This is a genomic window from Pseudarthrobacter sp. L19 (assembly GCF_050859435.1).
Lineage (GTDB): Bacteria > Actinomycetota > Actinomycetes > Actinomycetales > Micrococcaceae > Arthrobacter.
In genome coordinates this window covers 2,247,786-2,272,968 of sequence record NZ_CP193935.1, presented here as the reverse complement: position 1 = coordinate 2,272,968, position 25,183 = coordinate 2,247,786, and the positions used below count along the sequence as shown (strand labels likewise).

At 67.4% G+C, this 25,183-nt stretch carries 18 protein-coding genes and 2 pseudogenes; 6 read left to right on the top strand and 14 right to left on the bottom strand.

Features of this window, described 5'->3' with window-relative positions:
- Positions 1-42 precede the first annotated feature (42 nt).
- Complete coding sequence (gene typA / locus ACRQ5B_RS10820; protein ID WP_412883589.1) at positions 43-1,971, bottom strand: translational GTPase TypA; 1,929 nt, start codon at positions 1,969-1,971, stop codon at positions 43-45.
- A 295-nt stretch (positions 1,972-2,266) separates the two neighbouring features.
- Between typA and ACRQ5B_RS10815 the strand changes: the two genes are divergently transcribed.
- Complete coding sequence (locus ACRQ5B_RS10815; protein ID WP_432393794.1) at positions 2,267-3,178, top strand: SGNH/GDSL hydrolase family protein; 912 nt, start codon at positions 2,267-2,269, stop codon at positions 3,176-3,178.
- A 113-nt stretch (positions 3,179-3,291) separates the two neighbouring features.
- Here ACRQ5B_RS10815 and ACRQ5B_RS10810 read toward each other — a convergent pair.
- From ACRQ5B_RS10810 to ACRQ5B_RS10790, 5 genes and pseudogenes are all read right to left on the bottom strand, one after another.
- Positions 3,292-5,006, bottom strand: a pseudogene (locus ACRQ5B_RS10810) (dipeptide ABC transporter ATP-binding protein).
- An 11-nt stretch (positions 5,007-5,017) separates the two neighbouring features.
- On the bottom strand, positions 5,018-6,010 hold the full coding sequence (locus ACRQ5B_RS10805; protein WP_364133087.1) for an ABC transporter permease: 993 nt from the start codon (positions 6,008-6,010) through the stop codon (positions 5,018-5,020).
- Entirely contained in the window at positions 6,000-6,929 is a 930-nt protein-coding gene (locus tag ACRQ5B_RS10800) for an ABC transporter permease (protein ID WP_412883592.1), read from the bottom strand. Before ACRQ5B_RS10800 ends, ACRQ5B_RS10805 begins: the two co-directional genes overlap by 11 nt.
- A gap of 256 nt (positions 6,930-7,185) precedes the next feature.
- Positions 7,186-8,825, bottom strand: a pseudogene (locus tag ACRQ5B_RS10795) (peptide ABC transporter substrate-binding protein).
- Between the two features lie 297 nt (positions 8,826-9,122).
- A complete protein-coding gene (locus tag ACRQ5B_RS10790) occupies positions 9,123-10,949 on the bottom strand; it encodes an ABC transporter ATP-binding protein (RefSeq protein ID WP_412883593.1) in 1,827 nt (608 codons plus the stop codon).
- 76 nt (positions 10,950-11,025) lie between these two features.
- Between ACRQ5B_RS10790 and ACRQ5B_RS10785 the strand changes: the two genes are divergently transcribed.
- Complete coding sequence (locus ACRQ5B_RS10785; protein ID WP_432393791.1) at positions 11,026-11,655, top strand: PH domain-containing protein; 630 nt, start codon at positions 11,026-11,028, stop codon at positions 11,653-11,655.
- A gap of 28 nt (positions 11,656-11,683) precedes the next feature.
- Here ACRQ5B_RS10785 and ACRQ5B_RS10780 read toward each other — a convergent pair whose 3' ends face one another.
- The 5 genes from ACRQ5B_RS10780 to ACRQ5B_RS10760 all read right to left on the bottom strand — a co-directional run bounded on the left by ACRQ5B_RS10780 (position 11,684) and on the right by ACRQ5B_RS10760 (position 19,195).
- Positions 11,684-12,805 carry an ABC transporter permease gene (locus ACRQ5B_RS10780; protein WP_432398741.1) on the bottom strand — a complete coding sequence of 374 codons (1,122 nt, stop codon included), beginning with the start codon at positions 12,803-12,805 and terminating at the stop codon, positions 11,684-11,686.
- 26 nt (positions 12,806-12,831) lie between these two features.
- Positions 12,832-14,373 carry an ABC transporter permease gene (locus ACRQ5B_RS10775; RefSeq protein WP_432393789.1) on the bottom strand — a complete coding sequence of 514 codons (1,542 nt, stop codon included), beginning with the start codon at positions 14,371-14,373 and terminating at the stop codon, positions 12,832-12,834.
- A gap of 176 nt (positions 14,374-14,549) precedes the next feature.
- A complete protein-coding gene (locus ACRQ5B_RS10770) occupies positions 14,550-16,331 on the bottom strand; it encodes an ABC transporter family substrate-binding protein (protein WP_432393787.1) in 1,782 nt (593 codons plus the stop codon).
- 299 nt (positions 16,332-16,630) lie between these two features.
- A complete protein-coding gene (locus tag ACRQ5B_RS10765) occupies positions 16,631-18,241 on the bottom strand; it encodes a cryptochrome/photolyase family protein (RefSeq protein ID WP_432393785.1) in 1,611 nt (536 codons plus the stop codon).
- Between the two features lie 51 nt (positions 18,242-18,292).
- Positions 18,293-19,195 (bottom strand): dihydrodipicolinate synthase family protein, encoded by a 903-nt coding sequence (locus ACRQ5B_RS10760; protein WP_432393783.1) that lies wholly within the window; start codon positions 19,193-19,195, stop codon positions 18,293-18,295.
- Positions 19,196-19,275: 80 nt separating this feature from the next.
- Here ACRQ5B_RS10760 and ACRQ5B_RS10755 point away from each other — a divergent pair, with 80 nt between their 5' ends.
- Positions 19,276-19,827 carry a DUF3090 domain-containing protein gene (locus ACRQ5B_RS10755; RefSeq protein ID WP_432393781.1) on the top strand — a complete coding sequence of 184 codons (552 nt, stop codon included), beginning with the start codon at positions 19,276-19,278 and terminating at the stop codon, positions 19,825-19,827.
- Between the two features lie 50 nt (positions 19,828-19,877).
- Here the strand turns inward: ACRQ5B_RS10755 and ACRQ5B_RS10750 are convergent, their stop codons facing one another.
- Positions 19,878-20,546 carry an SDR family NAD(P)-dependent oxidoreductase gene (locus ACRQ5B_RS10750; RefSeq protein ID WP_432393779.1) on the bottom strand — a complete coding sequence of 223 codons (669 nt, stop codon included), beginning with the start codon at positions 20,544-20,546 and terminating at the stop codon, positions 19,878-19,880.
- 138 nt (positions 20,547-20,684) lie between these two features.
- Between ACRQ5B_RS10750 and ACRQ5B_RS10745 the strand changes: the two genes are divergently transcribed.
- The 3 genes from ACRQ5B_RS10745 (at position 20,685) to ACRQ5B_RS10735 (ending at position 23,298) form a co-directional block, all read left to right on the top strand.
- Positions 20,685-21,827, top strand: coding sequence for an ABC transporter permease (locus ACRQ5B_RS10745; protein WP_432393777.1), 1,143 nt, complete (start codon positions 20,685-20,687; stop codon positions 21,825-21,827).
- Positions 21,824-22,555 carry an ABC transporter ATP-binding protein gene (locus tag ACRQ5B_RS10740; protein ID WP_432393775.1) on the top strand — a complete coding sequence of 244 codons (732 nt, stop codon included), beginning with the start codon at positions 21,824-21,826 and terminating at the stop codon, positions 22,553-22,555. The genes ACRQ5B_RS10745 and ACRQ5B_RS10740 overlap by 4 nt, the downstream gene beginning before the upstream one ends.
- A 119-nt stretch (positions 22,556-22,674) precedes the next feature.
- Positions 22,675-23,298 (top strand): TetR/AcrR family transcriptional regulator, encoded by a 624-nt coding sequence (locus ACRQ5B_RS10735; protein ID WP_432393773.1) that lies wholly within the window; start codon positions 22,675-22,677, stop codon positions 23,296-23,298.
- Between the two features lie 5 nt (positions 23,299-23,303).
- Here the strand turns inward: ACRQ5B_RS10735 and ACRQ5B_RS10730 are convergent, their stop codons facing one another.
- Entirely contained in the window at positions 23,304-23,912 is a 609-nt protein-coding gene (locus ACRQ5B_RS10730) for a hypothetical protein (protein ID WP_432393771.1), read from the bottom strand.
- A 227-nt stretch (positions 23,913-24,139) separates the two neighbouring features.
- Positions 24,140-25,006 carry a hypothetical protein gene (locus ACRQ5B_RS10725; protein WP_432393769.1) on the bottom strand — a complete coding sequence of 289 codons (867 nt, stop codon included), beginning with the start codon at positions 25,004-25,006 and terminating at the stop codon, positions 24,140-24,142.
- Between the last annotated feature and the right edge of the window lie 177 nt (positions 25,007-25,183).

The window sequence follows — 25,183 nt, the reverse complement described above, 5'->3', positions numbered from 1 at the left end:
CGTGGTGGCGCTGGATGCACCGGTGCCCTGGCGGGCTGGACCCTAGGCCTTGGCGCGGGCGCGGTTGGCCTTGGCACGCTCGTTGGAGTCCAGGATCAGCTTGCGGATACGGATATCCTCCGGGGTGACCTCGACGCACTCGTCCTCGCGGGCGAATTCGAGGGATTCCTCGAGGGTCAGCTCGCGCGGCGGGGTCAGGTTCTCGAAGGAGTCCGAGGAAGCGGCACGCATGTTGGTGAGCTTCTTTTCCTTGGTGATGTTGACGTCCATGTCATCGGCGCGGGAGTTCTCGCCGACGATCATGCCCTCGTAGACCTCGGAGGTGGGCTTGACGAAGAAGGAGCCACGCTCCTGCAGGTTGATCATCGCGAACGGGGTCACGACGCCGGCGCGGTCGGCGATCATCGAACCGTTGGTGCGGTATTCGATCGGGCCGGCCCACGGCTCGTAGCCCTCGGAGATGGAGGCGGCGATGCCGGCGCCGCGGGTGTCCGTGAGGAACCGGGTGCGGAAGCCGATCAGGCCACGGGCGGGAACGATGAACTCCATGCGGCACCAGCCGGTGCCGTGGTTGGCCATGTTGGTCATGCGGCCCTTGCGGGCGGCCATCAGCTGCGTCACGGCGCCGAGATACTCCTCGGGCACATCGATGGTCATGTGTTCCATCGGCTCGTGGACCTTGCCGTCGATGGTCTTGGTGACAACCTGCGGCTTGCCGACGGTCAGCTCGAAGCCTTCGCGGCGCATCTGCTCGACCAGGATGGCGAGGGCGAGCTCGCCACGGCCCTGGACTTCCCAGGCGTCGGGACGCTCGGTCGGGAGGACCTTGATGGAGACGTTACCGATCAGTTCCTTGTCGAGGCGGTCCTTGACCTGGCGTGCGGTGACCTTGGCGCCCTTGACCTTGCCGGCCAGCGGCGAGGTGTTGATACCGATGGTCATCGAGATGGCCGGGTCGTCAACGGTGATGAGCGGCAGCGGCTGCGGGTTCTCGGCGTCGGTCAGGGTCTCACCAATGGTGATCTCCTCGATACCGGCGACGGCGACAATCTCGCCCGGTCCGGCGGACTCGGCCGGGACGCGGTCCAGGGCCTTGGTGGCCAGCAGTTCGGTGATCTTGACGTTCTTGAGCTCACCGTTGGCGCGGGCCCAGGCCACGGTCTGGCCCTTGCGCAGGGTGCCGTTGTAGATGCGGAGCAGCGCGAGGCGGCCGAGGAACGGGGAGGCGTCCAGGTTGGTGACGTGTGCCTGCAGCACACCCTCCGGGTTGTAGGTCGGGGCCGGGATGTGCTCAATGATGGTCTTGAAAAGCGGTTCCAGGTCCTCGTTCTCCGGAGCGGTGCCGTCGGCGGGCTGCTCGAGGGAGGCGCGGCCAACCTTGGCGGCGGCGTAGACGACGGGAACTTCGAGGATCTTGTCCAGGTCCAGGTCCGGAACTTCGTCCGCGAGGTCGGAGGCCAGGCCAAGGAGCAGGTCCATGGACTCGTGCACGACCTCCTCGATGCGGGCATCGGGACGGTCGGTCTTGTTGACCAGCAGGATCACCGGCAGGTGCGCGGCGAGGGCCTTGCGCAGCACGAAGCGGGTCTGCGGCAGCGGGCCTTCGGAGGCGTCCACGAGGAGGACGACGCCGTCGACCATGGACAGGCCGCGCTCGACCTCGCCACCGAAGTCGGCGTGGCCGGGGGTGTCGATGACGTTGATGGTGATGGTCTCGCCGTTGGAGGACGGACCGTTGTAGGCCACCGTGGTGTTCTTGGCCAGGATGGTGATGCCCTTTTCGCGTTCCAGGTCACCGGAGTCCATGACGCGGTCTTCGAGGTGGTTGTGCTCGGCAAAGGAGTTGGTCTGCTTGAGCATGGCGTCGACCAGGGTGGTCTTGCCGTGGTCAACGTGGGCCACAATCGCGACGTTGCGCAGGTCACTGCGCAATGCAGTGGCTACCGCAGTGTTGGTGGTGGTTTCAGACATGCGTTATTGCTCGATTCAGTGGTGAAGTCAGCTGTTGTATCGCGACATTTCCGACCGGAACGCACGACAGGAATGGCCCGTTCGCACAGGGCACCTGCATCCATTCTAGCGGCACGGGCATTTATTGGCCTAAATCGCCCGCCGGCCCGGGGATCTTCGGGAACCGTGTCCCCCGCCCGACGACGGCGGCAGGGGCGCGCAGGCGTCGTGTCCCCGTGAGGAATGTCACTGGCTTTTGAGAGCGAAGTACCGCATTATTGCCGTGGTAAAGAAAAACAAAGCCCGGAGACCCCAGATGCGAATCGCCTCGGCTCTGACCCGCTACGCCGCACCTGTGATCGCCACCGGCGTTCTCCTGGCCGGCTGCGGGCAGGCACCCACCACTACCTCGTCCGGCCCGGACTCACCGGCCAGCGCCAGCGCCCCTGCCTCCGGCGTACCCGGCAAGTCGGCTGCCCGTGCGGGCGCCGGCGTGTCCGGCGAACCCGTCGCGGCCGGCGGCCAGAAGTCACTGCTGGCACCCCTGCCCAACCCGGCCACCATGGCCCCGGGCACGGTCTACCGCAACCCGGCCAACGGCCGGGACGAGGTCATCGTGGCCAACATCAACCGGACCGCGCTCCTGATCGGCGACTCCCAGTCCGAACCGACCAACGGGTGGCCCCGGCAGGGCCTCTCCGCGGCCGGCTACGACGTCTTCTTCTGCGGCCTGGGCGGCACTGGCTATGTCGCGGCAAACGGAAAGACCGGCAACTACATCGACGCCCTGCAGCGCGGGGACTGGAAGCTGCCCTACGGCGCGCCCGCCCTGGTCGTGATGGAAGGGGGCGGCAACGATGCCACCCGCGGGGCCACCGACGCCCAGATCGTGGCCAACGCCGAGCGGCTGATCGGCTCCCTCAAGCAGCGCTATCCCGCCGCCCGGCTGGCGATGATCGGCACCCTGGCCCGCGGGGCGAACTACGGCGGCGGCCGCCGGACGCAGGTGGATTCGCTGCTGGGCGGCCTCGCGGCCCGGCATTCCATCCCGTTCATCAGCACCGGCGACTGGCTGACCAAGTACAACCTGACCTCGCAGATGGCCGACGGCGTGCACATGAACAGCACCGGACACGCCGCTCTGGGCACGATCCTGGCCGGCAAGCTCAAGGATCTGGGCCTCGAACTGCCGCCGCCCGGGCCCGTGACGACCGAGCCCGGCAACTAGGCAGCGGTACGCCAGGACCGGGAAAAGTAACAAAGGGAGCCGGTGACCACCCCGCGGGGTGGTCACCGGCTCCCTTTGTTAGTGAGGGCCCGGAGGGGCGTCCTGCCTGGAGGTCAGGCGACGTCCGGCGGAAGCATCAGCTTGGCGCCGGGGATGGCGTTCAGCAGGGCCTTCGTGTAGTCCATCTGCGGCGCGTCGAAGACGTCGTCGGTCGAACCGGTCTCCACCAGCTTGCCCTTTTCCATCACGCAGACGTGGTCCGCGATCTGCCGGACCACGGCCAGGTCGTGGGTGATAAAGAGGTAGGTCAGGCCCAGCCGCGACTGCAGGTCCGCGAGCAGGTTGAGCACCTGCGCCTGGACCAGCACGTCGAGGGCGGAGACGGCCTCGTCACAGATGATGACCTCGGGATCGAGGGCCAGGGCACGGGCAATCGCGACGCGCTGGCGCTGGCCGCCGGAGAGCTCGTTCGGGTAGCGCTGCATGGTGGACTGCGGCAGGGCCACCTGGTCCAGCAGTTCGCGTACCTTCTTTTCCCGGCTGGCCTTGGTCCCGATCTTGTGGGTCCGCAGCGGTTCCTCGATGGTCCGGAAGATGTTGTACATCGGATCGAGGGAACCGTAGGGGTCCTGGAAGATCGGCTGGACGCGGCGGCGGAACGCGAAGATTTCCTTGGCGTTCAGCGTCGAGGTGTCCACTCCGTCGAACACGATCTTGCCGGAGGTCGGCTGGAGCAGGTTCAGCACCATCTGGGCCACCGTGGACTTGCCGGAGCCCGACTCCCCACGATCGCCGTCGTCGTTCCGCGCTTGACGCTGAAGGACACGTCGTCCACCGCGGTGAAGTCGGTGGACCGGCCCAGGCCGGAGCGGAGCTTGAAGACCTTGCGGAGGTTCTCGATCTTGAGCACCTCGTCCGGCTTCGCGGCCTCGACCACGCCCTCCTCGGCGGGGGCGAGCAGGTCCTCGGACTCGACGCCCTGCTCCTTGGCTGCCTGGATCCGGCGGGACGCCAGCGACGGCGCGGAGGAGACCAGGCGCTGGGTGTACGGGTGCTGCGGGTTGCGCAGCAGCTCCAGCGACGGACCCGATTCCACCACCTGGCCGCGGTACATCACGACCACCTTGTCGGCACGTTCGGCGGCGAGGCCAAGGTCGTGGGTGATCAGCAGCACGGCGGTGCCGAGCTCGGTGGTCATCTTGTCCAGGTGGTCAAGAATCTGACGCTGCACGGTCACGTCCAGGGCCGACGTCGGCTCATCGGCGATGAGCAGGCGCGGCTGGCAGGACAGGCCGATGGCGATCAGCGCACGCTGGCGCATGCCGCCGGAGAACTCGTGCGGGTACTGCTTGGCGCGCCGGGCGGCGTCGGGCAGGCCCGCCTCCGAGAGGACCTTGGCGACGTCGTCGGGACCGTCGGGCAGCCCGTTGGCCTTGAGCGTCTCGCGGACCTGCTGGCCGATCTTCCAGACCGGGTTGAGGTTGGACATCGGGTCCTGCGGGACCATGCCGATGCTGTTGCCGCGCAGTTCGATCATGCGCTTCTCGCTGGCGTTGGAGATGTCCTCGCCGTCGAACAGGATCTGGCCGCCGGAGACCCGGCCGTTGGTGGGCAGCAGGCCGATCGCGGCCAGCGCGGTCGTCGACTTGCCCGACCCGGACTCGCCCACGATCGCGACCGTTTCGCCCGGCATCACGGTGAGGTGGGCGTTGCGGACGGCGTTGACGTCGCCGCCGCCGGTCTTGAAGGTGATCGCCAGGTCCCGGATTTCCAGGAGCGGACGCACGGCGGCCGTTCCCTCTTCACGGATTTCAACAGGGGTGTTCATGGCTTCCCCTTTCATCGCTTGCGCGCTTTGGGATCGAGAGCATCACGGAGGGCGTCGCCCAGCATGATGAAGCTCAGAACGGTGATGGAGAGGGCGATGGCCGGGTAGAGCAGCGGCATCGGGTTCGAGCGCAGCGAGGCCTGCGCTGCCTGGATGTCGTTGCCCCAGGACATCACGCTGGGCGGGAGGCCGATGCCCAGGAAGGACAGCGTGGATTCCGCCACGATGAAGGTGCCCAGGGAGATGGTGGCCACGACGATGATCGGGGCCAGCGAGTTCGGCATGACGTGACGCATGAGGGCGCCGAACTTGGACACGCCCAGGGAGCGCGCGGCGGTGACGAAGTCGGCATTGCGGACCTCGATCACGGCGCCGCGGGTGATGCGGGCGATCTGCGGCCAGCCGAACGCCATCAGGATCAGTACCAGGGTCCACGCGGTGCGGTTGGAGCGGAACATCGGCAGCTGCATGACGACGATTGCGCCGAGGATCAGCGGGAGCGCGAAGAAGATGTCGTTGATCCGGGCCAGGACCGCGTCAACCCAGCCGCCGTAGTAGCCGGCCAGGGCGCCCATGATGCCGCCGATGACCAGCACACCGATGGTGGTGAACAGGCCGACGGTCACCGAGGAGCGCGTGCCGTAGATGACGCGGGCGTAGACGTCGCAGCCCTGCTGGGTGAAGCCCAGCGGGTGGCCGCCAGTGGGTCCACCGTCGGAGTTGGCCAGCTGGCAGGCCTCGGAGGTGGGGTCGATGCCGGAGAACAGTCCCGGGAAGAGGGACACGGCCACGACCACCAGGATCAGGAACGCGGAGATCAGGAACAGCGGCTGCTTGCGCAGGTTGCGCCAGGCCTCGGCCCAGAGGCTCAGGGGTGCCTGATCCTCCTTGACCTTGTCCGTGGCCTGCAGCGGGGTCTCGGAGAAGTCGGCGACGAAGTGCTCGATGTGGCGCGGGGCGGGCATCGGAGCGTCCTGCCGTGCGGGATTGGTTTCAGGAGTCATAGCGGATCCTCGGGTCAAGCCAGGCGTAGAGCAGGTCAACGAGCAGGTTGGAGAGGCAGTAGATCAGCACCAGGACGGTGACGATCGAGACCACCGTGGGTCCCTCGCCGGAGAGCACGGCCCGGTAGAGCCGGTTGCCGACGCCGGGCACGTTGAAGATGCCTTCGGTGACGATCGCGCCGCCCATCAGGCTGCCCAGGTCCGCGCCCAGGAAGGTGATGACGGGGATCAGGGAGTTACGCAGGATGTGCACGCGGACCACGCGGAACCGTGACAGGCCCTTGGCGGTGGCGGTGCGCACGTAGTCGGCGTTCATGTTCTCGATCACGGAGGTGCGGGTCAGGCGCAGCACGTACGCGAAGGAGCCCAGGCCCAGCACGATCGCCGGCAGGATCAGGTCCTGCACCGTGGCCGCGGAGCTGACCGTCGGCTTGGCCCAGCCGAGCTGGACGCCGATGGTGAACTGCAGCAGGAAGCCGAGCACGAAGATCGGGATGCCGATGACGATCAGGGACGCCACGAGGACGGTCGCGTCGAAGAGCTTGCCCTTCCGCAGGCCGGCGATCAGGCCGAAAATGATGCCGAAGAAGGCCTCGAAGATCAGCGCCATGATGGCCAGGCGGGCGGTAACGGGGAACACCTCGCCCAGCACGGCGGCGATGGGACGGCCGGAGAAGTCCTGGCCGAGGTCGAAGGTGAAGATGCTCTTGAGGTAGAGCAGGTATTGGATCCAGAAGGGCTGGTCCAGGTGGTACTGCGCGCGGAGCTTCGCGGCGACGGCCTCGTTGACCGGCTTGTCGCCGAAGAGGGCGACGATCGGGTCACCGGGGAGGCTGAAGACCAGGAAGTAGACCAGCAGCGTTGCGCCCAGGAAGACGGGGATCAGTTGGAGAAAACGCTTGAGGATGTAAGTCGCCATCAGCGAAGCACACCCTTGTCAGCAGGCATCCGGTCCAGGGATGCGGCGGAGTTGTTCATCGAAGAACCTTTTCACTATGGACTGCAGCCCGGCGCCGGGTCGGTCACGGAGGACGGGCTGCAGAGTTCACCCGAGGCGGTGGCCGTCAGGGCGGACTGTCAGGGAGAACTTTCGGGGATCTGTCCGGGAAAACAGAGTGGAAGCAGAACAACGGCGGAGGCCCCAATCCAGGCAGCCCCCGCCGTCGTTCAGTTATTTACTTGCCGCTGATGTTGTAGTACAGCGGGACGCCGTCCCAGCCGTAGTCAACGTTGGTGACCTTGTCGCTCCAGCCGCCCTGGGCAACCTGGTACCACAGGGGATGGCCGGAAGGTCGGTCAGGAGGATTTCCTGGGCCTTGTTCATGGCCTTGTTGCCGTCGGCGACGGTGGGGGCGTTCAGGCCGTCGGAGATGGCCTTGTCGAACGTCGGGTTCGCGTACTTCGCGTCGTTGGAACCGGCACCGGTCTTGTAGATCGGGCCGAGGAAGTTGTACAGCGACGGGTAGTCTGCCTGCCAGCCGGCGCGGATGGCACCGGTCAGGGTCTTGGCGGTGGCGTCGTTGCGGGCTTCCTTGAACGTGGCGTACGGCTTGCCCTCAACCTTGATGCCGAGGGTGTTCTTCAGCTGGTTCACGACAGCCTCAACCCATGCCTTGTGGCCGCCCTTGTCGGCGTTGTAGGCGATGGTGAAGGTCTTGTCAGCGTCCCACTTCTGGATCGCGTCGGCCTTGGCCCAGGCGTCCTTGGCCTTGGTGGCGTCGAACTTCAGGTTGTCCGAACCCGGGATCGAGTCGCTGTAGCCGTCCAGCACGGGGGCGGTGAAGTCCTTGGCGGGCTGGCGCGCACCGTTGAAGATGACCTTGGTGATCTCATCGCGGTTGATGGCCATGGAGATGGCCTGGCGGCGCAGCTTGCCGGCCTCGCCGCTCCACTCCGGCAGGTATTCCGGGATGGCGATGGTCTGGTTGCCGGCGTACGGCTTGTTGATGGTGCGGTCACCCAGGTCGGACTTGTAGTTCTTCAGGGCGCTCGTCGGGATGGTCTGCAGGATGTCCAGGTTGTTGGACAGCAGGTCCTGGTACGCGGCGTCGTCGTTCTGGTAGATCTTGAACGTCACGCCGGCGTTCTTGGCCTTGCGCGGGCCGTTGTAGTCCGGGTTCGGGACCAGCTGGATCTGCACGTTGTGCTGCCAGCCGCCGTCGGCCATCTTGTACGGGCCGTTGCCGACCGGCTTCTCGCCGAAGCCCTTCGGGTCCTTCAGGGCACCGGACGGGACCGGCACGAAGGCGGTGTAGCCCAGGCGCAGCGGCCAGTCGGATTCCGGCTGGGAGAGTTCAACGGTGAAGGTCTGGTCGTCAACGACCTTCAGGCCGGACATGGTCTCGACCGTGGAGCCTTCCTTGCTGGCCTCGTCGTAGCCCTTGATGGACTCGAAGAAGCCACCGCTGAGCTGTGCGTTCTTCGCGGCGGCACCGAAGTTCCAGGAGTCAACGAAGGTCTTGGCCGTGATGGCCTCGCCGTTGGTGAACTTCTGGTCCTTCTTGATCTTGATCGTGAAGTGCTGGCCGTCCTTGCCTTCGATGGACTCGGCCAGTTCGTTCACGGGCTTGCCGTTGGGGTCGTAGCTGACCAGACCGGAGAACATCAGGTCGATGACCTTGCCGCCGCCAACCTCGTTGGTGTCGGCGGGCATCAGCGGACGCTGGGGCTCGGAACCGTCAGCAATGATGACCTTGCTGGTGTCGCCACCGGTGCTGCCGCCGGCGGTGTTGGAACCGCCGCCGCCGCAACCGGTCAGGGTCATGGCAGCGATCGCCACCAGGCCCAGTGCTTTGGAAGTGCGCGAAAAACGCATTCCTCCTCCTAAGAGTTGTGGGAGTTCTGCGGGAGAGACTTGTGCTTCCCGGCAGGCGCAGGCACAGGGATATCCCTGTGACGTGGCCTACATATGGAAGTAGCCTAACCGCAAGATGTCCAGATCATGGAACTCCGTTGCCAAACCGTGACTCGACAGCACTGTGACGGCTAGCGTCACGCGCAACGTATTTCAAGTCACAGATTACTCGCTGGTAGGATTCGTGCCCCGCCTTTTCGGTTCCTCCTGGATTCCCTCCCCGTTGCCCCTCTTTTAGCCGCTCTCCTAACCGCTCTCTTAGCTGGCGCCCGAGAGCAGCTGGGCACGCAACTCCCGCCGTTCCCGCTGCTTCTCCGGATCCGGCAGGGGTACGGCCGCCAGCAGGCGCTGGGTGTACGGTTCCTGCGGGTTGCGCAGGATCTGGTCGCGGCTGCCCTGCTCGACGATCCGGCCCCGCTGCATCACGCAGATGCGGTCGGCGAGGACGTCGACGACGGCGAGGTCGTGGGTGACGAAGAGGCAGGCGAAGCCAAGTTCCTTCTGCAGGTTCTGGAACAGCTCCAGCACCTTGGCCTGGACCGAGACGTCCAGCGCGGAGGTGGGCTCGTCGGCCACCATCAGCTTCGGCTTCAGCGACAGCGCCCGGGCGATGCCGACGCGCTGCTTCTGCCCGCCGGAGAGTTCGTGCGGGTAGCGGTTGCGGTAGTTGCGCGGCAGTTCCACCTGGTCCAGCAGCGCCTCGATCCGGGACTGCAGCTCGGCGCCCTTCGCCACGCCGGCCAGGAACATCGGCTCGCCGATGCTCTCGCCGATCGGCAGGCGGGGGTTCAGCGAGGAGGACGGGTCCTGGAAGACCATGCCCACGTGGCGGCGCATCTCGTGCAGCTGCCGGCCGTTGCGTTTGGCGGCGGAGATGTCCTGGCCCACCACCTTCATGGTGCCGGCCGCGACGGGCAGCAGGCCGACGGCGGCGCGGCCGATGGTGGTCTTGCCGGAGCCGGACTCCCCCACCAGGCCGACGACCTGGCCCGGGTAAATCGCCAGGTTGGCGCCCTCGACGGCGCGGAACGCCGGCACCCGGCCCTGCTTGGGGTATTCGATGGCGACGTCGGTCAGTTCCAGGACCGGATCGCCCTGCGGCTTGGCGGCCTCCGCGGCGGCGGCGAGGGCCGCGGCGTTCGCCCGCTCCCGGCGGAGGAGCTCCTCGTGCGGGATGGCCTCAAGGTCGGCCTGGGTGGCGGCGGCGAGGGCCGCGGTAACGTCGACGTCGCCGTCGGCCTCCCCGCCCTGGCCCAGGTGCGGGACGGCGTCCAGCAGCGCCTTGGTGTACTCGTGCTGCGGGTTGTGGAAGATCTCCGCCGCCGTGCCGGTCTCCACAATCACACCGCGGCGCATGACCGCGATCCGGTCCGCGAGGTCGGCGACGACGCCCATGTCGTGGGTGATTAGGACAATCGCGCTGTCGAGCTTGTTGCGGAGGTTGCGCATCAGGTCCAGGATTTCGGCCTGGACGGTGACGTCGAGGGCCGTGGTGGGCTCGTCGGCGATCAGCAGCTTGGGGTCGCAGGAGAGCGACTGGGCGATCATGGCGCGCTGCCGCTGGCCGCCGGAGAGCTGGTGCGGGTAGGAGCGGAAGGCCTTCTCCGGATCCGGCAGCTCCACCAGCTCGAGCATCCGGACGGCCCGTTCCCTGGCCTGGTCCGGGGAGACCTCGTTGTGTAGCCGGATGGTCTCCACGATCTGCGACCCGACGGTGTAGACCGGGTTCAGCGCGGTCATCGGCTCCTGGAAGATCACGGCGACGTCCTTGCCGCGGACGGCCCTGATGTTGGCCTCGCTGCCGCCGAGGAGTTCCTTGCCGGCCAGCTTGACGCTGCCGCTGACGCGGCTGTTGCTCGGCAGCAGGCCCAGAAGCGCCATGGAGCTGGCGCTCTTGCCCGAGCCGGACTCGCCGACGATCGCCAGGACCTCACCGGCCCGGACCTCGTAGTTCAGCCGGATGGCGGCCGGGACCCATTTCTTGTCCACGCCGAAGTCGACGCTGAGGTCGCGGACCTCCAGGACGACGTCGCCCTTGCCGGGGGCGGAGGGCTGCGCCGGGTCCACGGTGATGAAGTCAGTCATGATGGGGTGTTCCTTCCGCCGGGCCGCCGCACCGGGAATTTAGTGCGCACGGCCGGAATGCTGAAATATGGGGGGCATGAGCACAGTGCCCGATGCCGGAAACGTCGAAATCTTCAAGGCCCGGACAAACAAATGGTTCGCCGGCCTGGCCTGGGGTGTGGGGCTGCTGGGCCTCGTCGTGACGGTGGCCTCGGCCGGTCCCGCGGGGCTGCTGGGCACCGCTCCCCTGCTGCTGGTGGCCTTCCTGGGCTGGCAGTTCTTCTGGCTCCCCGCCGTCGTGGTGCACGACGGCGGGGTCACCCTGGAGAACCCGTTCCGGTCCGTCGAGGTGCCGTGGGCGGCGCTGGTGCACGTGGACACCCGCTACGCCCTGACGCTCGTGACGGCACAAAAGAGCTACGCCGCGTGGGCAGCCCCCGCGCCGGGCATCTGGGGCGGCCGCAACGCCCGTCCCGAGGACCTGCGCGGGCTGCCGGACACCAGCTACGGCCCGGGCAACTCGGTGCGCCCGGGCGATTTGAAGACCACCGACTCGGGCCAGGCCGCCCGGCTGGTGCGCGGCCGCTGGCAGGCCCTCGTGGAGAGTGGCGCCCTGGCCGCCGGCGAGGCCGCCACCACCGCGGTGGCCGTGACCCCGCGGTGGGCGGCGATCGCCGTCGCCGTGCTGCTGCTGGCGGCCAGCGCCTGGACCGTCGCAGCCGTCTAGCCGGAGGCCCGGGTTCGGGGCTGTCATCTTAGTCGTCCTTGGTGCCGTCGAAGGCGGTGACCGCGGACTTTTCCGCGGCCGGCGAGGCACCCGCCCCGGCGGAAGCACCCGCCGGGGCACCCGCGGCGGCGTCGGCCTCGCGGGCCTTCTTGGCGTTGAACTTCTTCTGCCGCGGGTCGAAGGCGTCCCGCAGCCCGTCGCCGATGAAGTTGATGCTCAGGCAGATCAGCACGATGAACAGGCCGGGGAACCAGAACAGCCAGGGCCGGGTGGCGAAGGCCTGCTGGTTCTGCGAGATGAGCAGGCCCAGGGACGTGTCCGGGGCCTTGACGCCGACGCCCAGGAAGCTCAGCGCGGTCTCGGTGAGGATGGCCGCGGACATGGTGAGGGTGACGTTGACAATCAGGACGCCGACGGCGTTGGGCAGGATGTGCTTGAAAATGATCCGGGCGTTGCTGGCACCGGAGATCCGGGCGGCGTCGACGAATTCGCGTTCCCGCAGGGACAGGAACTCGCCGCGCATGAGCCGGGCGAGGCTGACCCAGCTGATCAGGCCGAGGAAGATGCCCAGGGCCAGGACGCCGTTGGTGCTGGCGAAGGAGGCGAACCAACTGCCGGAGTCGCGCCGGCCGGCCATCTGCGCCATGACCGCTGCGAGGAGCAGTGCCGGGATGATGATGATGACGTCGGTGAGGCGCATCAGGACGGCCTCGGCCCAGCCGCGGAAGTAGCCGGAGATGGCTCCGACCAGGACGCCGAGCAGGCCGGCAATCACGCCGATGACCACCATGACGGTGATGGACTGCTGCGCGCCGCGCATGGTCATGGCGAACAGGTCACGGCCGATCCGGTCCTGGCCGAAGGGGTGCTCGCCCCAGGCCAGCGGCCACAGCGAGGAGGTGGGGGCGCCGTCGTTGACCAGTGCGGAGACCTGCTCGTGGTTGTACTTCCACCAGCCCGGGATGCCGAGGTAGCCCACTGAGGTGAAGGCCATCAGGAAGATGATGGCGAAGACCACCAGGCCGATGATCGCGCCGGTATGGCCGAGGAAGCGCTTGCGCACGATCTGGCCCTGGCTTAGGCCCTTGGCCTCGAGGACGGGTTCGATGCCGGCCGCGGGGGCACCCTTGAGGGCCGCGTCCTCGGCCATGATTTCGTCTTGCTGGCTTGGCTGGCTCATGCTTTTACCCTTACGCGCGGATCAAGTGCGGAGTAGGCGAGGTCCGCAATGAGGTTGAAACCCATGGCCGTTATGGCCACACAGACGAAGACGCCCATGACCGGGTTGGGGTCGGTGTGGGAGATGCCGTCCAGGAACAGGAAGCCCATGCCGCGCACCGAGAACACGGATTCGGTGATGACGGCGCCGCCGATCAGGCCGCCGATGTCGAAGGCCACGATCGTGGCGATGGGAATCAGGGCGTTCCGGAAGGCGTGCCGCATGACCACGGTCCGTTCCGAGACGCCCTTGGCGCGGGCGGTGCGGATGTAGTCCATGTTCATAATTTCCAGCATCGAGGCCCGGGTGAAGCGGGTGTAGCTGGCCAGCGAGATGAGGATCAGGGCCATGGTGGGCAGGATCAGGTGGGTGAACGAGTCCAGCCCGAGGATCCAGAAGTCGCCCTCGATGTTGGGGGTGCCGGCGCCGATCGTGGCGATCGGGCGGCCGCGGACGCGGCTGTTGTCGAAGTAGCTCGGCCAGGCCTGCATGAACCGGTCCAGCAGGATCATTCCGCCGACCAGGAACGAGGTGATCGCTGCGGCGCGCATGGACTGGCCGCGGTCGTAGCCGCCCATCAGGTAGCCGATGCCCAGGCCCACCAGGACGGCGGCGATGGCCAGCAGCACGATCATCAGGAAGGTCGCCTGGTTCAGCAGGGGCTGGACCACGAAGTAGAGGACGACGCCGACGGCGACGGCGATCAGCGAGGACTGCAGCGCCTTGCGATTCTTCAGGCCCGCGGAGAGCAGGGTGACGGCGAAGGCGATGCCGACGCCGGCGATCGCAATCACCACCGGGCCGAGGCCCGGGTTCTTGAACCAGAGGGTGGCGGAGAAGTAGATCAGGACGGCGCTGACGAAGGCAAAGACGACGGCGCCGACGGTGAGCCGTCGTCGCGGTGCGCCGCCGGCGGCGACGGCGACGATCACGCCGAGCACCAGCCCGATGGCCAAAGCCACGGGGAGCGGGACGTCGGGGTCCCTCAGGAAGTTGTTAAAGCCGATGGCGCCGAATTCCTTGAGCAGGACGGCGACCCAGAAGATCGGCAGCGAGAAGAACAGGAACGCCATGAAGGTGACGCCGTAGTCCAGGGCGCTGTACTGGCGCAGCGCGGTGATGATGCCGAGCGTGATGCCGATCAGGATGGCCAGGATGGTGGCGCCGGTGACCAGCGTCAGGGTCTGGATCAGGGCGTGGCCGAGGGCGTCCGTGACGGGCTGCCCGGCGATGTTCTTGCCCAGGTCGCAGGAGTTGGCGAACGGCACCAGGCACTGGGCCGCTCCGCCGAGCCAGCGGAAGTAGCGCACCGGGGCGGGGACGTCGAGCTGCAGCAGCTGCGTCCGGGCGTCCATCAGGGCCTGCTTCTGCGGGGAGTTATTGACCCGGAATTCCTCCAGGGGGTCTCCGGACGCCGCTGTCAGGAGATAGACCAGGAAGGAAGCGCCGAGAAGGATGAGGGCGGCCGTCATGAGCCGCCGGACTACGTAAGTCACCATGGGAGTACAACCTCGGTATTCAGGCCCTGGGATTGCCGGGACCGGTTGCTGGGTTCACGCCGGCCGCGGGGATACGGCGGGGCCAAACCTCTGTGGGGTGCCGCTAGAAAGGCGTCGGGACCGTGGAGCCTTGGTCCCGACGCCTTTCGCCAGCACGTGTTACTTGCGGTCGTCGGCTACTTCTGAGCCCACTCCCAGAAGTTCCACCAGACGCCGGTCTGGTTCGGCATGTACTTCACACCGGTGATGCGGTCGGAGTAGGCGTCAACGCCCACTGCCTGGAACAGCGGCAGACCGTACGCGGAATCCCAGATCTTCTTGTCGATCTGCTGGATCAGGCCGTCCTGCTTGCTCTTGTCGGTGGTGACGATCAGCTCGTCCATCAACTTGTCAGCATCCTTGTCGGAGAACTGGTTGAAGTTGGAGTCGTTGCCGGTCTTGAAGATCTGCGGGACGCCGGAGACACCGACGCCCGGGTTGATCCAGCCGAAGATGGTGGCGTCGTAGCCACCCTTGCCCAGGGCCTTGCCCCAGTCGGACTTGCCGAGGCCGCCGTCGACGATCTTGAAGCCTGCCTTGGCGGCGGACTCGCGGATCAGGGAGAAGGCGTCAACACGGTTGGGGTTGTCCTTGTTGTACATGATGCGGACTTCGGGGGTGGCACCGTTGAGCAGCTTCTTGGCGCCGTCGATGTCGACATCCTGGTACGCGGAGGAGCCGTTGTTCTTGACCGAATCGGCGTAGGCGGCCTGGTCCGGGACGAACAGCTGGGAGTCCAGCGGCGCAGCCTTCGGGTCAAGCTTCTTGACGATCTTGTCGACGATGTCCTTGCGCGGGACGGTCTTCATGAACGCCTCGCGGACGTTCTTGTCCGCGAACGGCCCGGTGTAGTTCAGGTCGATGTGGTCGTAGGAGAGCTGGTTGCCCTGGTCGACCGTGACGCCCTGGCTCTCGAGTGCCTTGAGCTGGTCCACCGTGTCGGCGGAGGCCTGCGGGGCGATGATGTCGGCTTCGCCGTTCTTCAGCGCCTGGACCTGGGCGGCGGAGTCGCCGATGTAGCGAACGGTGATTTCGTCCAGCTTGGCGTCCGGGCCCCAGTTGTAGTCCTTGTTCTTGACCATGGTCAGGGACTGGTCCTGGTTGATGGTCTTGACGACGTACGGGCCGTTGGAGAGGAAGAGCTCCGGATCGGCCGGGAGGGTCTTGGTGTCGAAGCCGGTGTTCCAGAGGTCGGACATGGCCTTCAGCTGCGCGTTGGCAGGCTTCGGAGCCTTGGAGTCGCCGCGTGGCATGCCCTTGAGCATGGAGACGAACGCCTTGGCATCGGCCAGGCCGGCCTTCTTGGCCAGGACGTGCGCGGGGATGTCGACGCCGGGGCCGCCGAGGGCGATTTCCCAGTCGGCGAACGGCTTGGAGTACTTGATGGTCATCGACTTGCCGTCGTCGCTCATCTCCGGGAAGTCGGTGAGCGCCAGGCCGGTGGGGTCACCGGCGTAGGAGAAGTACGAGGTACCTGTCTTCGCGTCGGCATCGGCGTCGTTGTAGTAGCCGGAGAAGGCGGCCCACTGCAGCAGGAGGTCGGCGGCGGTGACGGGCGTGCCGTCGGACCACTTCACGCCGTCGTTGATGGTGTATTTCACCGTCAGCGGGTTATCGGAGGTCTTTTCCATCTTGCCGAACTTTTCGTTGCGGACAACGTTCAGCTTGTTATCGATGTAGTAGAAACCCGAGTGGGTGGCGTAGCTGACCTTGGAGTTGATGTCAGTGTTGCCGTCGGCGGTGTTCGGGTTGAACGTGTTGAACGCGTTAACCTCGACGACCGTTGCCGATCCGCCGGTTTTGCCTGCCGCGGCCGACGACGACGGGGTTGACCCGCCGCTATTGCCGGCGCAGGCGCTGAGTGCGAGGGCAGCTGCCGCTGCCACCCCCACCGCTTTGGAAATACGACCGAAGCGCATTCCGCCTCCTTGTTTCTGTGGTGTGGATGAGACCTGCGCCAACGGCACCGGCCAGACGCCCACACTCCCCCAGCGGCAGTGTGGTTCGTCTCACATGGCATGAACTGTAAACCCGGGATGGCGCGGAATGGTGGGAAATTTGGACAGCACTATCGTTCGTTATCGAGCTGTAACAAACTTTCATTCGGCTGTGTAAATTTTGTGAAAATTCGTTGACGGATCCGTTACCGGGGGCTATTGACGGTGCGGCAGAAATGCGCTTGCCGAAGCTTTGCTGAGGTTTCCCAGTTAAGCCGTAATTACCGGGCTCCCGTTGCGGTGAGCCGGTTCCCCGGCCGGCCGGCCGCCAGGAGGACTTCAGCGCGGTTCCGGTGGCGGGCGCGCGTCTCCGGATCCATCCCGTCCAGCAACGAGACGACCATCCGCGACCGCGGGTTCGCGGCAAACACCTCCCGGTGGTCCGCGATGAATGTCCAGTACAGCCCGTCCCAGTCCGCGGTCCACTGCCCCGGCGGGAGGTCCGACATCTTCTTCAGGTAATTGCTGCCGGAGACGTAGGGCTTGGTGGTGATGGCATCCCCGGCCGCGAACTGGCTCATGGCGTAGACGTTGGGGACCATCACCCAGTCGTAGGCGTCTATGAACAGTTCCATGAACCACTCATAGACGGCGTCCGGGTGAATGCGCAGCAGGGACATGGCGTTGCCGAGGACCATCAGCCGTTCGATGTGGTGGGCGTAGCCGGTGGCCAGGACGCGGGAGACCACCAGGTCTACAGGCGCCAGGCCGGTGCCCGCGTCCCACCAGCCCTCACCCAGTTCATTCCGATGCCCCAGCCGGTTGGCACTGCGCAGGGCACGGCCACCCGTCAGGTACGTGGCGCGCATGTATTCGCGCCAGCCGATAACCTGCCGGATGAAGCCCTCCACCGAGGCCAGGGGCGTGGCCTCATCCGCCCCGTCCAGGACGGCGTCGACCACCTCCCGCGGATCCAGCAGGCCGACGTTCAGGGCCGGGGTGAGCAAGCCGTGCGCGATGAACGGGTGCCCGGCGGAGATCGCGTCCTCGTAGGGTCCGAAGTCGTTCAGCCGGTCCCGGACGAATTCACGCAGATGGTCCCGGGCCTCCCCGGCGCTGGTGGGCCAGGCGAAAAGCGTCGGGTCCCCCGGGGCGTCCGGGAACTCCCTGGCCACCCAGTCGATGGCGTCGGCGACGTCGCGGTGCTGGCCGGCCTGCGGCCCGCCGTCGGGCTGTTCCGCCGCGGCTCCGTCCAGACCCGTCAGGTCGAAGCTGCCCTGCGGCTCGACGGCGGGATGACCGGCGAACCGGCCTACGGTGGCTGGGGTATAGCCGCGCGGCAGTTTCTTGCGGTTCTCCGCGTCGAAGGACCATTTGCCGCCCACGGGCCGGCCGCCCTCCATCAGGAGGTCCAGCCTGCGGCGCTGCCACACGTAGAAGTCGTGCATGCGTGCGGTTTTCCCGGCGAACCAGTCGTCGATCTCCCGGCGGCTGGTGAGGAAGTTCGGGGTCTCCAGCACGTCGGCCTCGCGCGGCCGGTAGCCGCCGTCGTTCAGCGCGGCGTCCAGGTCCCGCTCCAGCCAGTCGTCGACGACGTCGAACCACGTGACCCGGGACGGGCGGCGGCCGCGGACCAGCGCGGCCAGCTGTTCGCCGGAGGGCCGCCCGGCGTCGCTGGCCAGGACCTCCACCTCGAAGCCGCGGCCGCGCAGCCGGCGGGCGAAGCGGGTCATCGTGGCCCGGTGCAGGACCAGCTTCTGGGCGTGGAACGAGTACTGGCGGAACATCAGGTCGTGCTCGATCAGCACGAACACGGTGCCGGCGGCCGCGTCCAGGTGCTGGTCGAACAGCTGGTGCGGTAGGACGAGGCGCAGTTCCGGGCCGGGGCTCATGACCCTACGATAGAGGACTCCGCGCGGCGGTCCCCGGGCCTCAGCCCTGTGTCAGCCCAGGTCCAGGGCCTTGAGGACGCGGGCGACGCGGGCCCGCTGCTCCGTGTCCAGCCCCCGGATGGGCAGCGGAAGGCTTGGCCCCTGGACGAGGCCCAGCTGTTCGGCCACCGCCGCAACCACGCGGAGGCTGCCGCCGAACTCCTGGAAGAGTTCCCACAGCGGGCCGAGCCGCGCGGACTCCGCCGCCGCGTCCGCGGCCTTTCCCTCCTGGACGGCCCGCGTGATGGTGAGCGCAGGCCCGGGCAGCGTCCCGGCGATCACGGAGTACCAGGCGTCGCAGCCCGCTGTTAGCCCGGCCGCGGCGGACGCATCCCCGGAGATGCCGATGGTGACGTGGGCGGGGATGACGGCGCGGATCTCCGCTACCCGTGCGCGGGCCTCCGCCGGGCCGGCGGGGACGGGCGGGATCTTGATCGAGGCGATCCCCGGGAGCGCCGCGATGCCCGAGTACAGGTCGGGGGTGAAGGTGAAGTGTGTGGTCCCGGGATTGTCGTAGACAATGACGGGCAGCCCGGTGTGCCCCGCGACCGTCTCGAAGAGTCCAAAGACGTCGTCCGCGGTGAGTGGCTGGTAGGTGATCGGGGCGAGCAGGACTCCTGCGGTGCCGGCGCGTTCGGCGGCGTCGATATGGCGGAGGACGTCGGAGGTGCGGAGCGCGCCCACCCCGACGAACACCGGCACGTCGCCGGCGTTGGCGACGGCCAGGCGTGCGACACGGGCCCGCTCCTCCGGGCTGAGGTAGGCGTAGGAGCCGGTGGATCCGAGGGCCGTGATCGAGTCGACGCCTGCCGCGGCCAGGCGCCGGACGAGGCCGCCGAACGCCTCCTCATCCACCGCGTCGCGTGTCAGCGGTGTGAGGGGGAAGGCACTCAGGCCGGTAAAGCTGGGGTTCACTGGTTGCTCCTTGCCGTGGCGGCCGCCTGCGTGGGCCGGCCCGAAGGGCAGCGGCCGGCCCTTGCGCCTAGAATACTGACATGCCCACACGTGTTCACGAGTTTGACTGGCCAGACCGGGTGGTCGTCGGCACCATCGGCGTTCCGGGGGCGCGGACGTTCTACCTCCAGGTGAACGCCGGGTCGCAGACGGTGAGCATCGCCCTCGAGAAGCAGCAGTCGGCCCAGTTGGCGGAGAAGATCGACGAGATCCTCGATCAGCTCTTCACAGTCGACGGCAATCCCTTCAGCGTGCCCACCAGCACACCGATCGAACTGGTCGACAACGATCCGCTGGCGCCCGTCCAGGAGCAGTTCCGCGCCGGTGCCATGACGCTCGGCTGGGACCCGACGACGGCCCAGATCATCATCGAGGCGTACCCGATCACCGACGTCGACGCCGATGAGGACGACGATTCGTTCGACGACGACGCGGACGATCGCGAAATGCTCCTGGTGCGCATCCCGGTGGGAACCGCGCGGGCCTTCGCCAAGCGCACCCGGGAAGTCGTGGGAGCCGGGCGTCCGACCTGCCCGCTCTGCGGCTATCCGATGGACCCCGACGGTCACACCTGCACCCTTCCGGGCATGTGATTTCCCCCTAGGCGAACCAGGTTCTTCCGGCCCCTCGGGTCTTCAGGGGGTCAGGACCCGGCGCCCGCGAAAGCCGTGCTGGGAAGATCCTTCTCGCCGTCGATAATAGCGGTGATGATCCGGGCGGCCACCGCGTCCGGGTCAAGGGCCGCGCCAAACTTCGGCGCCCGCCCGGCGATCGGATGCTCGGACAGCGCGGTGCCGGTATGGCCCGGCCTCGCATCCAGGATCCGGATCCCGGCGCGGCGGAACTCGCGGCCGGCGGCCACCGCGAAGGCTGCGAGCGCAGCCTTCGACGCCGAATAGGTCGCCAGCCCGGCGACGGGCGCCTCGGCGACAACCCCGCTCAGGGTGACTACGAACGGCTCCCGGCCCGCCCTCGCCGACTCCGCCAGGTGCGGCTGTGCCCCGGCGATCAGCTCCATGACGCTGGTCGTGTTCACGGCGAAGAGTTCGTCCACCGTCGCCGGGTCCAGGTCCGCCGCGGCGCCGAAGGCGACCACCCCGGCCGCCACCACCACTCCGTCCAGTCGGCTGTGCTGGGCCATCACGCCTTCAAGCACTTCCCTGACCGCGGCGGGCGAGCGCAGATCCTGTCCGCCGGAGCGCGAGGACCGGACCACCGTGGCTCCGCCGTCTTCCAGTCGGGCGGCTATGCGTGACCCGAGCCCTCCCGTGGCACCCAGCACCAGAACAACTGAACCCTCAAGCGTCGTCATGGCTCGATCCTAGGGCAGGGCCGCCGGGCTGCCCAGAGCAGCAAATTTGAAGAGACCTTCTTTTCCTGACAAACTGTCGGCAAGATGCTGACACCACGTCAGCATCTCTCCCACTTCCCCTCCAACCTAGGACCGCCAATGTTCCTCGCACTCCGCGAATTGATCTTCGCGCGCGGCCGCTTCAGCCTGATGGGCGGTGTCATCGCCCTCATCGCCGTGCTGATGGTGATGCTCTCCGGCCTCTCCTCCGGCCTCGTCAACGACGGGGTGTCCGGCCTCAAATCGATGCCGGTCACCGCTTTCGCCTTCGACCAGGGCACCAAGACCGACAATGCCTTCTCCCGCTCCGTCGTCGACCGCCGGCAGCTGGACGCCTGGCGCGGCGCCGACGGCGTGGCCGCCGCCGGACTGATGGGCGTCGGCATGGCCAACGCCACCACCGACGCCGGCAAGCAGGTGGACCTCACCCTCTTCGGCGTCGAACCCGGTTCCTTCCTTGAGCCGCCGCGCTCGGCCGGCAACGCGCTGAGCGCCCCGGACGGCATCGTCGTATCCTCGACGGCTAAGAGCGAGGGCATCAGCCTTGGCACCGTCGTCACCCTCGACCGGATCGGCACCAAGCTCACGGTTGTCGGCTTTACCGACGGCCAGGCAACCTTCGGGCACGTGGACGTCGCCTATCTGCCCTTGAAGACCTGGCAGCTGGTCGCCTCCGGCCAGGCCGCCGCCGGAGCACCGACTGAGGCGCAGCTGTCCGCGCTCAGCTTCGATACCGCCAGCGTCGTCGCGCTTCAGGCGAAGCCGGGCGCCACCCTGGATCTTGCCGCCGGCGACTCCGCCGCCGGGACATCCGCCAAGTCCCTGTCGGCTGCGTTCAACTCCTCCCCCGGGTACGAAGCCGAAACCATGACCCTGAGCATGATCCAGGTCTTCCTCTACGCGATCTGCGCACTGGTGGTGGGGGCGTTCTTCACCGTGTGGACCATCCAGCGCAAGCACGAAATCTCGGTACTGCGGGCCATCGGCGCCTCTACCGGCTACCTGCTGCGCGACGGCCTGGCCCAGGCTGCCGTCCTGCTGGTGGGCTTCACCGCCCTCGGGGTCGCCGCGGGGCTTGGCCTCGGCGCGGCGATGCCGGAGGCCATGCCGTTCTCGCTGGAGCCGGCCCCCATCGCCACAGCCACGGCACTCACCATCGGCCTCGGCCTGATCGGTGCGGCCGTGGCCGTGATCCGTATTTCCCGGATTGATCCGCTCAATGCCCTTGGAGGACAACGATGAGCACACAGCTGTTCCCCGCCGCCGGCCCCGGCCGTCCGGTCGCTTCACCCGCCGCCGGGCTGTCCATCCGTCACGCTGTCATGAGCCTGGGCGACGGCGACACCAAGGTCACGGCCCTGGACCACGTCAGCCTGGACGTCGCCCCCGGGGAGTTCCTCGCCGTCGTCGGGCCGTCCGGTTCGGGCAAATCCTCTCTGCTCGCCGTCGCCGGTGCCCTCGCCTCCCCCGACGCCGGAACCGTCAGCGTCAACGGGCAGGACCTTGGCGCCATGAGCCAGGGCCGGCGTGCCGCATTCCGGTTGGCGAACGTCGGCTTTGTCTTCCAGTCCGGCAACCTCATCCCCGCCCTGACCGCGGCGGACCAGCTGCGGCTGGTCAACCGGCTCGCCGGCGGCCCGCGGACGTTCGATCCCGTGGCCCTGCTGGAGAGCGTCGGCATGGCCCACCGCGCCGGCAACCGTCCGGCGCAGCTGTCCGGCGGTGAACGCCAGCGCATCGGGATCGCCCGGGCCCTGGTCACCGGGGCGAAACTGCTGCTCGTCGACGAACCGACGGCCTCGCTGGACCGGGCTCGCAGCCGCGAGGTAGTGGAGTTTCTCGCCCGGCAGAGCCATGACCACGGCGTCGCAACGGTGATGGTCACGCACGACCACGACGTCCTCGGGTACTGCGACCGCGTCCTCGAAATGGTGGACGGGCGGCTCGGGGCTCCCTCCCCGGTCCACTAAGGCCCCCGGGTGCGGGGCGGCGGCCCTATCGCGCCGCCGTCCCGCGCTTTCTTTGCGCGTCACCGCTGAGCCGGGACGTACCCTTGTGGGTAGGCCAGTCAGCGTCAAAGGATCGAGTCATGCCCAGAATCAGTGCCGCCACCGTTGCAGAGCACCGTGCCGCCCAGGAGCGCGCACTGCTGGACGCTGCCCACGAGATTCTGCGGGAGACCTCCGAGGCGCCGACCATGGCGGAGGTGGCCGCGCGCGCGGGGCTGTCCCGGCCAAGCGTCTACCAGTACTTCGACTCGCGGCAGGACCTGCTGCAGGCCTTGGTCCGCGATATCTTCCCGCGCTGGACCGAGCGGGTCACCGGCGCCATGGCCGACGCCCCGACCGAAGCCGACAGGGTGCTCGCCTACGCCACCGCGAATGTGGATCTGGTGGCCGAGGGCGCCCACGCCGTCGGCGCGGCACTGGCTGCGCTGGCCCCGGGGGCCGAACTCGACGAACAGGCCACGCGGATGCACCGGCAGCTTCAGGAACCGCTGATCGCCACGCTCACTGACCTCGGCGTGGCCGATCCCGTGTCACTCGCGGAGCTGATCAACTCGGTGGTCCACGCCGGCACGCGCCTGCTGGAGGCGGGCCAGCCCGTCGCGCAGGTCCACGTGCACCTGCAGACCCTGTTGGGGCCGTTCGTGGCGGCCCACAGGAATGCCGCGGGCGGCACCGACCCTGAAGGGCACCGCCCGCGGCACTAGCGTCCCTAGCGGGACCGGGCTTTAGTCGTCCCCGCCTGCAGGCCCCTGCCGCTCCTCCTCGATGCCCGGACGCTCAGGGCTACGACCGCCGCCGCGACCACGGCCCCTGCGACGGCCAGCAGCACCGTTTTTTTCGATGCCGGCGGGGTGGAGGCGTTCGCCCCGGCAGTAGTGCTGCGGCCCGCGGCCTCGGGCACGTTCCAGTCCGAAGCCGAGGGGAAGATGCCCGGCGGCAATTTCTCTGCACGGAGTTCGCGGCGCTTCTCCAGACGCTCCCTGACCTGCTCATTCGGCGCGGAGACGGCGTCGTCCGCTGCCAGCGCCGTCGGGAAGTCGATGATGTACGGCTCGCCGTAGTACGCCGAGGATGCCACGGACTCGAGCCAGGTGTAGGGCGGTTCATCCACGCCGTGGTCTGCGAAAGCCGCCCGCAGCCGCGTGATGATCTCATCGAGGCTCCGACCCTTGGAGTCCTTGCTGACCTCGAAGATTGCCAGCTGGAGCTGCAGTTTCGCCTCGGCATCCGGGTCAGTCGCGGCCGGGTCCTGACCGGTCGGGTCCTCGACCGGCAGTTTGGCGTTCACGTCGGCGGACTTGCTGTGGTCAGGATTCATGGGTTTCCTTTCGTCGTGCGTCTTCGCCGTATGCCCCGCTGCCAGAGCCGGAGACGTTCGACGACGACGGCGCGCTTGTCATCGCGGACTACGCAGCCACGGTGTGGCTCCTACCGGGATTATCCCCCACAATACCGACAGCAAACTTAGTATCGCGTGGGATTTCCCACCGCCTCTCGCGCGGCGGCGGGGAGGGTAACGGTTCGGAATGTCGGGCAGAATGCTGGTCAGGCGCTCTTGATGACGCTCGGCGGGTCCTGCCCCGGCCCGGGATCGGGCCCCTGTCCGGGTCTTGGACGGGCACCGTCCAGGAGTTGCTGCTCTCCGTGCACTACCTGATTGACGTATCCCGTGAGACGGTCCGCCTCGGCGCGGTAGTTGTCGGGGTCGGTCAGCGACATCGTCGCCTGGACAAACAAGGTCCCGTTCTTCGCTGCCACACGGAGGAAATGGGCTGGCGGCCGGCCTTCGATGATGATGGTGGCTATCACGGCAAAGCTTTGGTCAGCATCGGTGAACGCCGAGGCCCGCTGGTACGTGGCGGTGAACGACTGATCCTCCAGGGTCATGGTGGCCGGGGAACAGTCCGGCAGCTTGGTTATGGAGCGGAAGGCCAACGCCAACGCAGCATCCCGGTCCGCGCTGACGGCGATGAACACGGGCTCGGCATGGGTTCCGCTGAACGTTCCGGCGGACGGTATCCCCTCCGCCATCAGCGTGGCCCAACCGATAACGTCTGCGCACTCGGCCGGGATGACCTGTGCCGAACCGGCACCGAAATGCAGGGACTGGTTGGTATCCCACAGCCGTTCGCCGGTAAGAACCTCCCCCGTCGCTCCTCCCGGCCCGGCCACTATGCCTGCCAACGTCTCGACGTCGGCCTGTGAAAAGAGCCGTGTCCCTTTGGCGGTGACCGCGGAGTCTTTCGGGGCGGCGGTACTGGTCGCGGAGCTTGGGGTACCGGAATCCGCGCCGGGTTCGGCCGGAACGGAGGCGGCCAGGAGGATCGTCACGAGTGCTGCCGCCGCGAGACTGTGAAGAATTTTCGCCCTCGACATCATGGTTCCCCCAACCTTGCCCGGATGTGAAGTCATCCTATGCGACCCTGGCGGCATCGTTCCCTCCGCCCTCGTCAGGAATTCAGCCGATCCGCCCATGAGATTTGTTGTGCCCGCAGGCCCGCCCCTCACTGCAACGCGTTCGCCCCGATCCCGTCCACTAAAGTGCGACCTCTCCCTTGCCGTCTCCGTGACACCAAAGCGACAGGAGAG

Bases quoted from the DNA above. Each gene is read 5' to 3' on its own strand.
- ACRQ5B_RS10735 (WP_432393773.1), top strand. From the start codon at position 22,675: ATGCCCAGAATCAGTGCCGCCACCGTTGCAGAGCACCGTGCCGCCCAG.
- ACRQ5B_RS10745 (WP_432393777.1), top strand. From the start codon at position 20,685: ATGTTCCTCGCACTCCGCGAATTGATCTTCGCGCGCGGCCGCTTCAGC.
- ACRQ5B_RS10730 (WP_432393771.1), bottom strand. From the start codon at position 23,912: ATGAATCCTGACCACAGCAAGTCCGCCGACGTGAACGCCAAACTGCCG.
- ACRQ5B_RS10800 (WP_412883592.1), bottom strand. From the start codon at position 6,929: ATGGCGACTTACATCCTCAAGCGTTTTCTCCAACTGATCCCCGTCTTC.
- ACRQ5B_RS10815 (WP_432393794.1), top strand. From the start codon at position 2,267: ATGCGAATCGCCTCGGCTCTGACCCGCTACGCCGCACCTGTGATCGCC.
- ACRQ5B_RS10740 (WP_432393775.1), top strand. From the start codon at position 21,824: ATGAGCACACAGCTGTTCCCCGCCGCCGGCCCCGGCCGTCCGGTCGCT.
- ACRQ5B_RS10755 (WP_432393781.1), top strand. From the start codon at position 19,276: ATGCCCACACGTGTTCACGAGTTTGACTGGCCAGACCGGGTGGTCGTC.
- ACRQ5B_RS10765 (WP_432393785.1), bottom strand. From the start codon at position 18,241: ATGAGCCCCGGCCCGGAACTGCGCCTCGTCCTACCGCACCAGCTGTTC.
- ACRQ5B_RS10790 (WP_412883593.1), bottom strand. From the start codon at position 10,949: ATGACTGACTTCATCACCGTGGACCCGGCGCAGCCCTCCGCCCCCGGC.
- typA (WP_412883589.1), bottom strand. From the start codon at position 1,971: ATGTCTGAAACCACCACCAACACTGCGGTAGCCACTGCATTGCGCAGT.
- ACRQ5B_RS10780 (WP_432398741.1), bottom strand. From the start codon at position 12,805: ATGGCCGAGGACGCGGCCCTCAAGGGTGCCCCCGCGGCCGGCATCGAA.
- ACRQ5B_RS10770 (WP_432393787.1), bottom strand. From the start codon at position 16,331: ATGCGCTTCGGTCGTATTTCCAAAGCGGTGGGGGTGGCAGCGGCAGCT.
- ACRQ5B_RS10805 (WP_364133087.1), bottom strand. From the start codon at position 6,010: ATGACTCCTGAAACCAATCCCGCACGGCAGGACGCTCCGATGCCCGCC.
- ACRQ5B_RS10725 (WP_432393769.1), bottom strand. From the start codon at position 25,006: ATGACTTCACATCCGGGCAAGGTTGGGGGAACCATGATGTCGAGGGCG.
- ACRQ5B_RS10775 (WP_432393789.1), bottom strand. From the start codon at position 14,373: ATGGTGACTTACGTAGTCCGGCGGCTCATGACGGCCGCCCTCATCCTT.
- ACRQ5B_RS10785 (WP_432393791.1), top strand. From the start codon at position 11,026: ATGAGCACAGTGCCCGATGCCGGAAACGTCGAAATCTTCAAGGCCCGG.
- ACRQ5B_RS10750 (WP_432393779.1), bottom strand. From the start codon at position 20,546: ATGACGACGCTTGAGGGTTCAGTTGTTCTGGTGCTGGGTGCCACGGGA.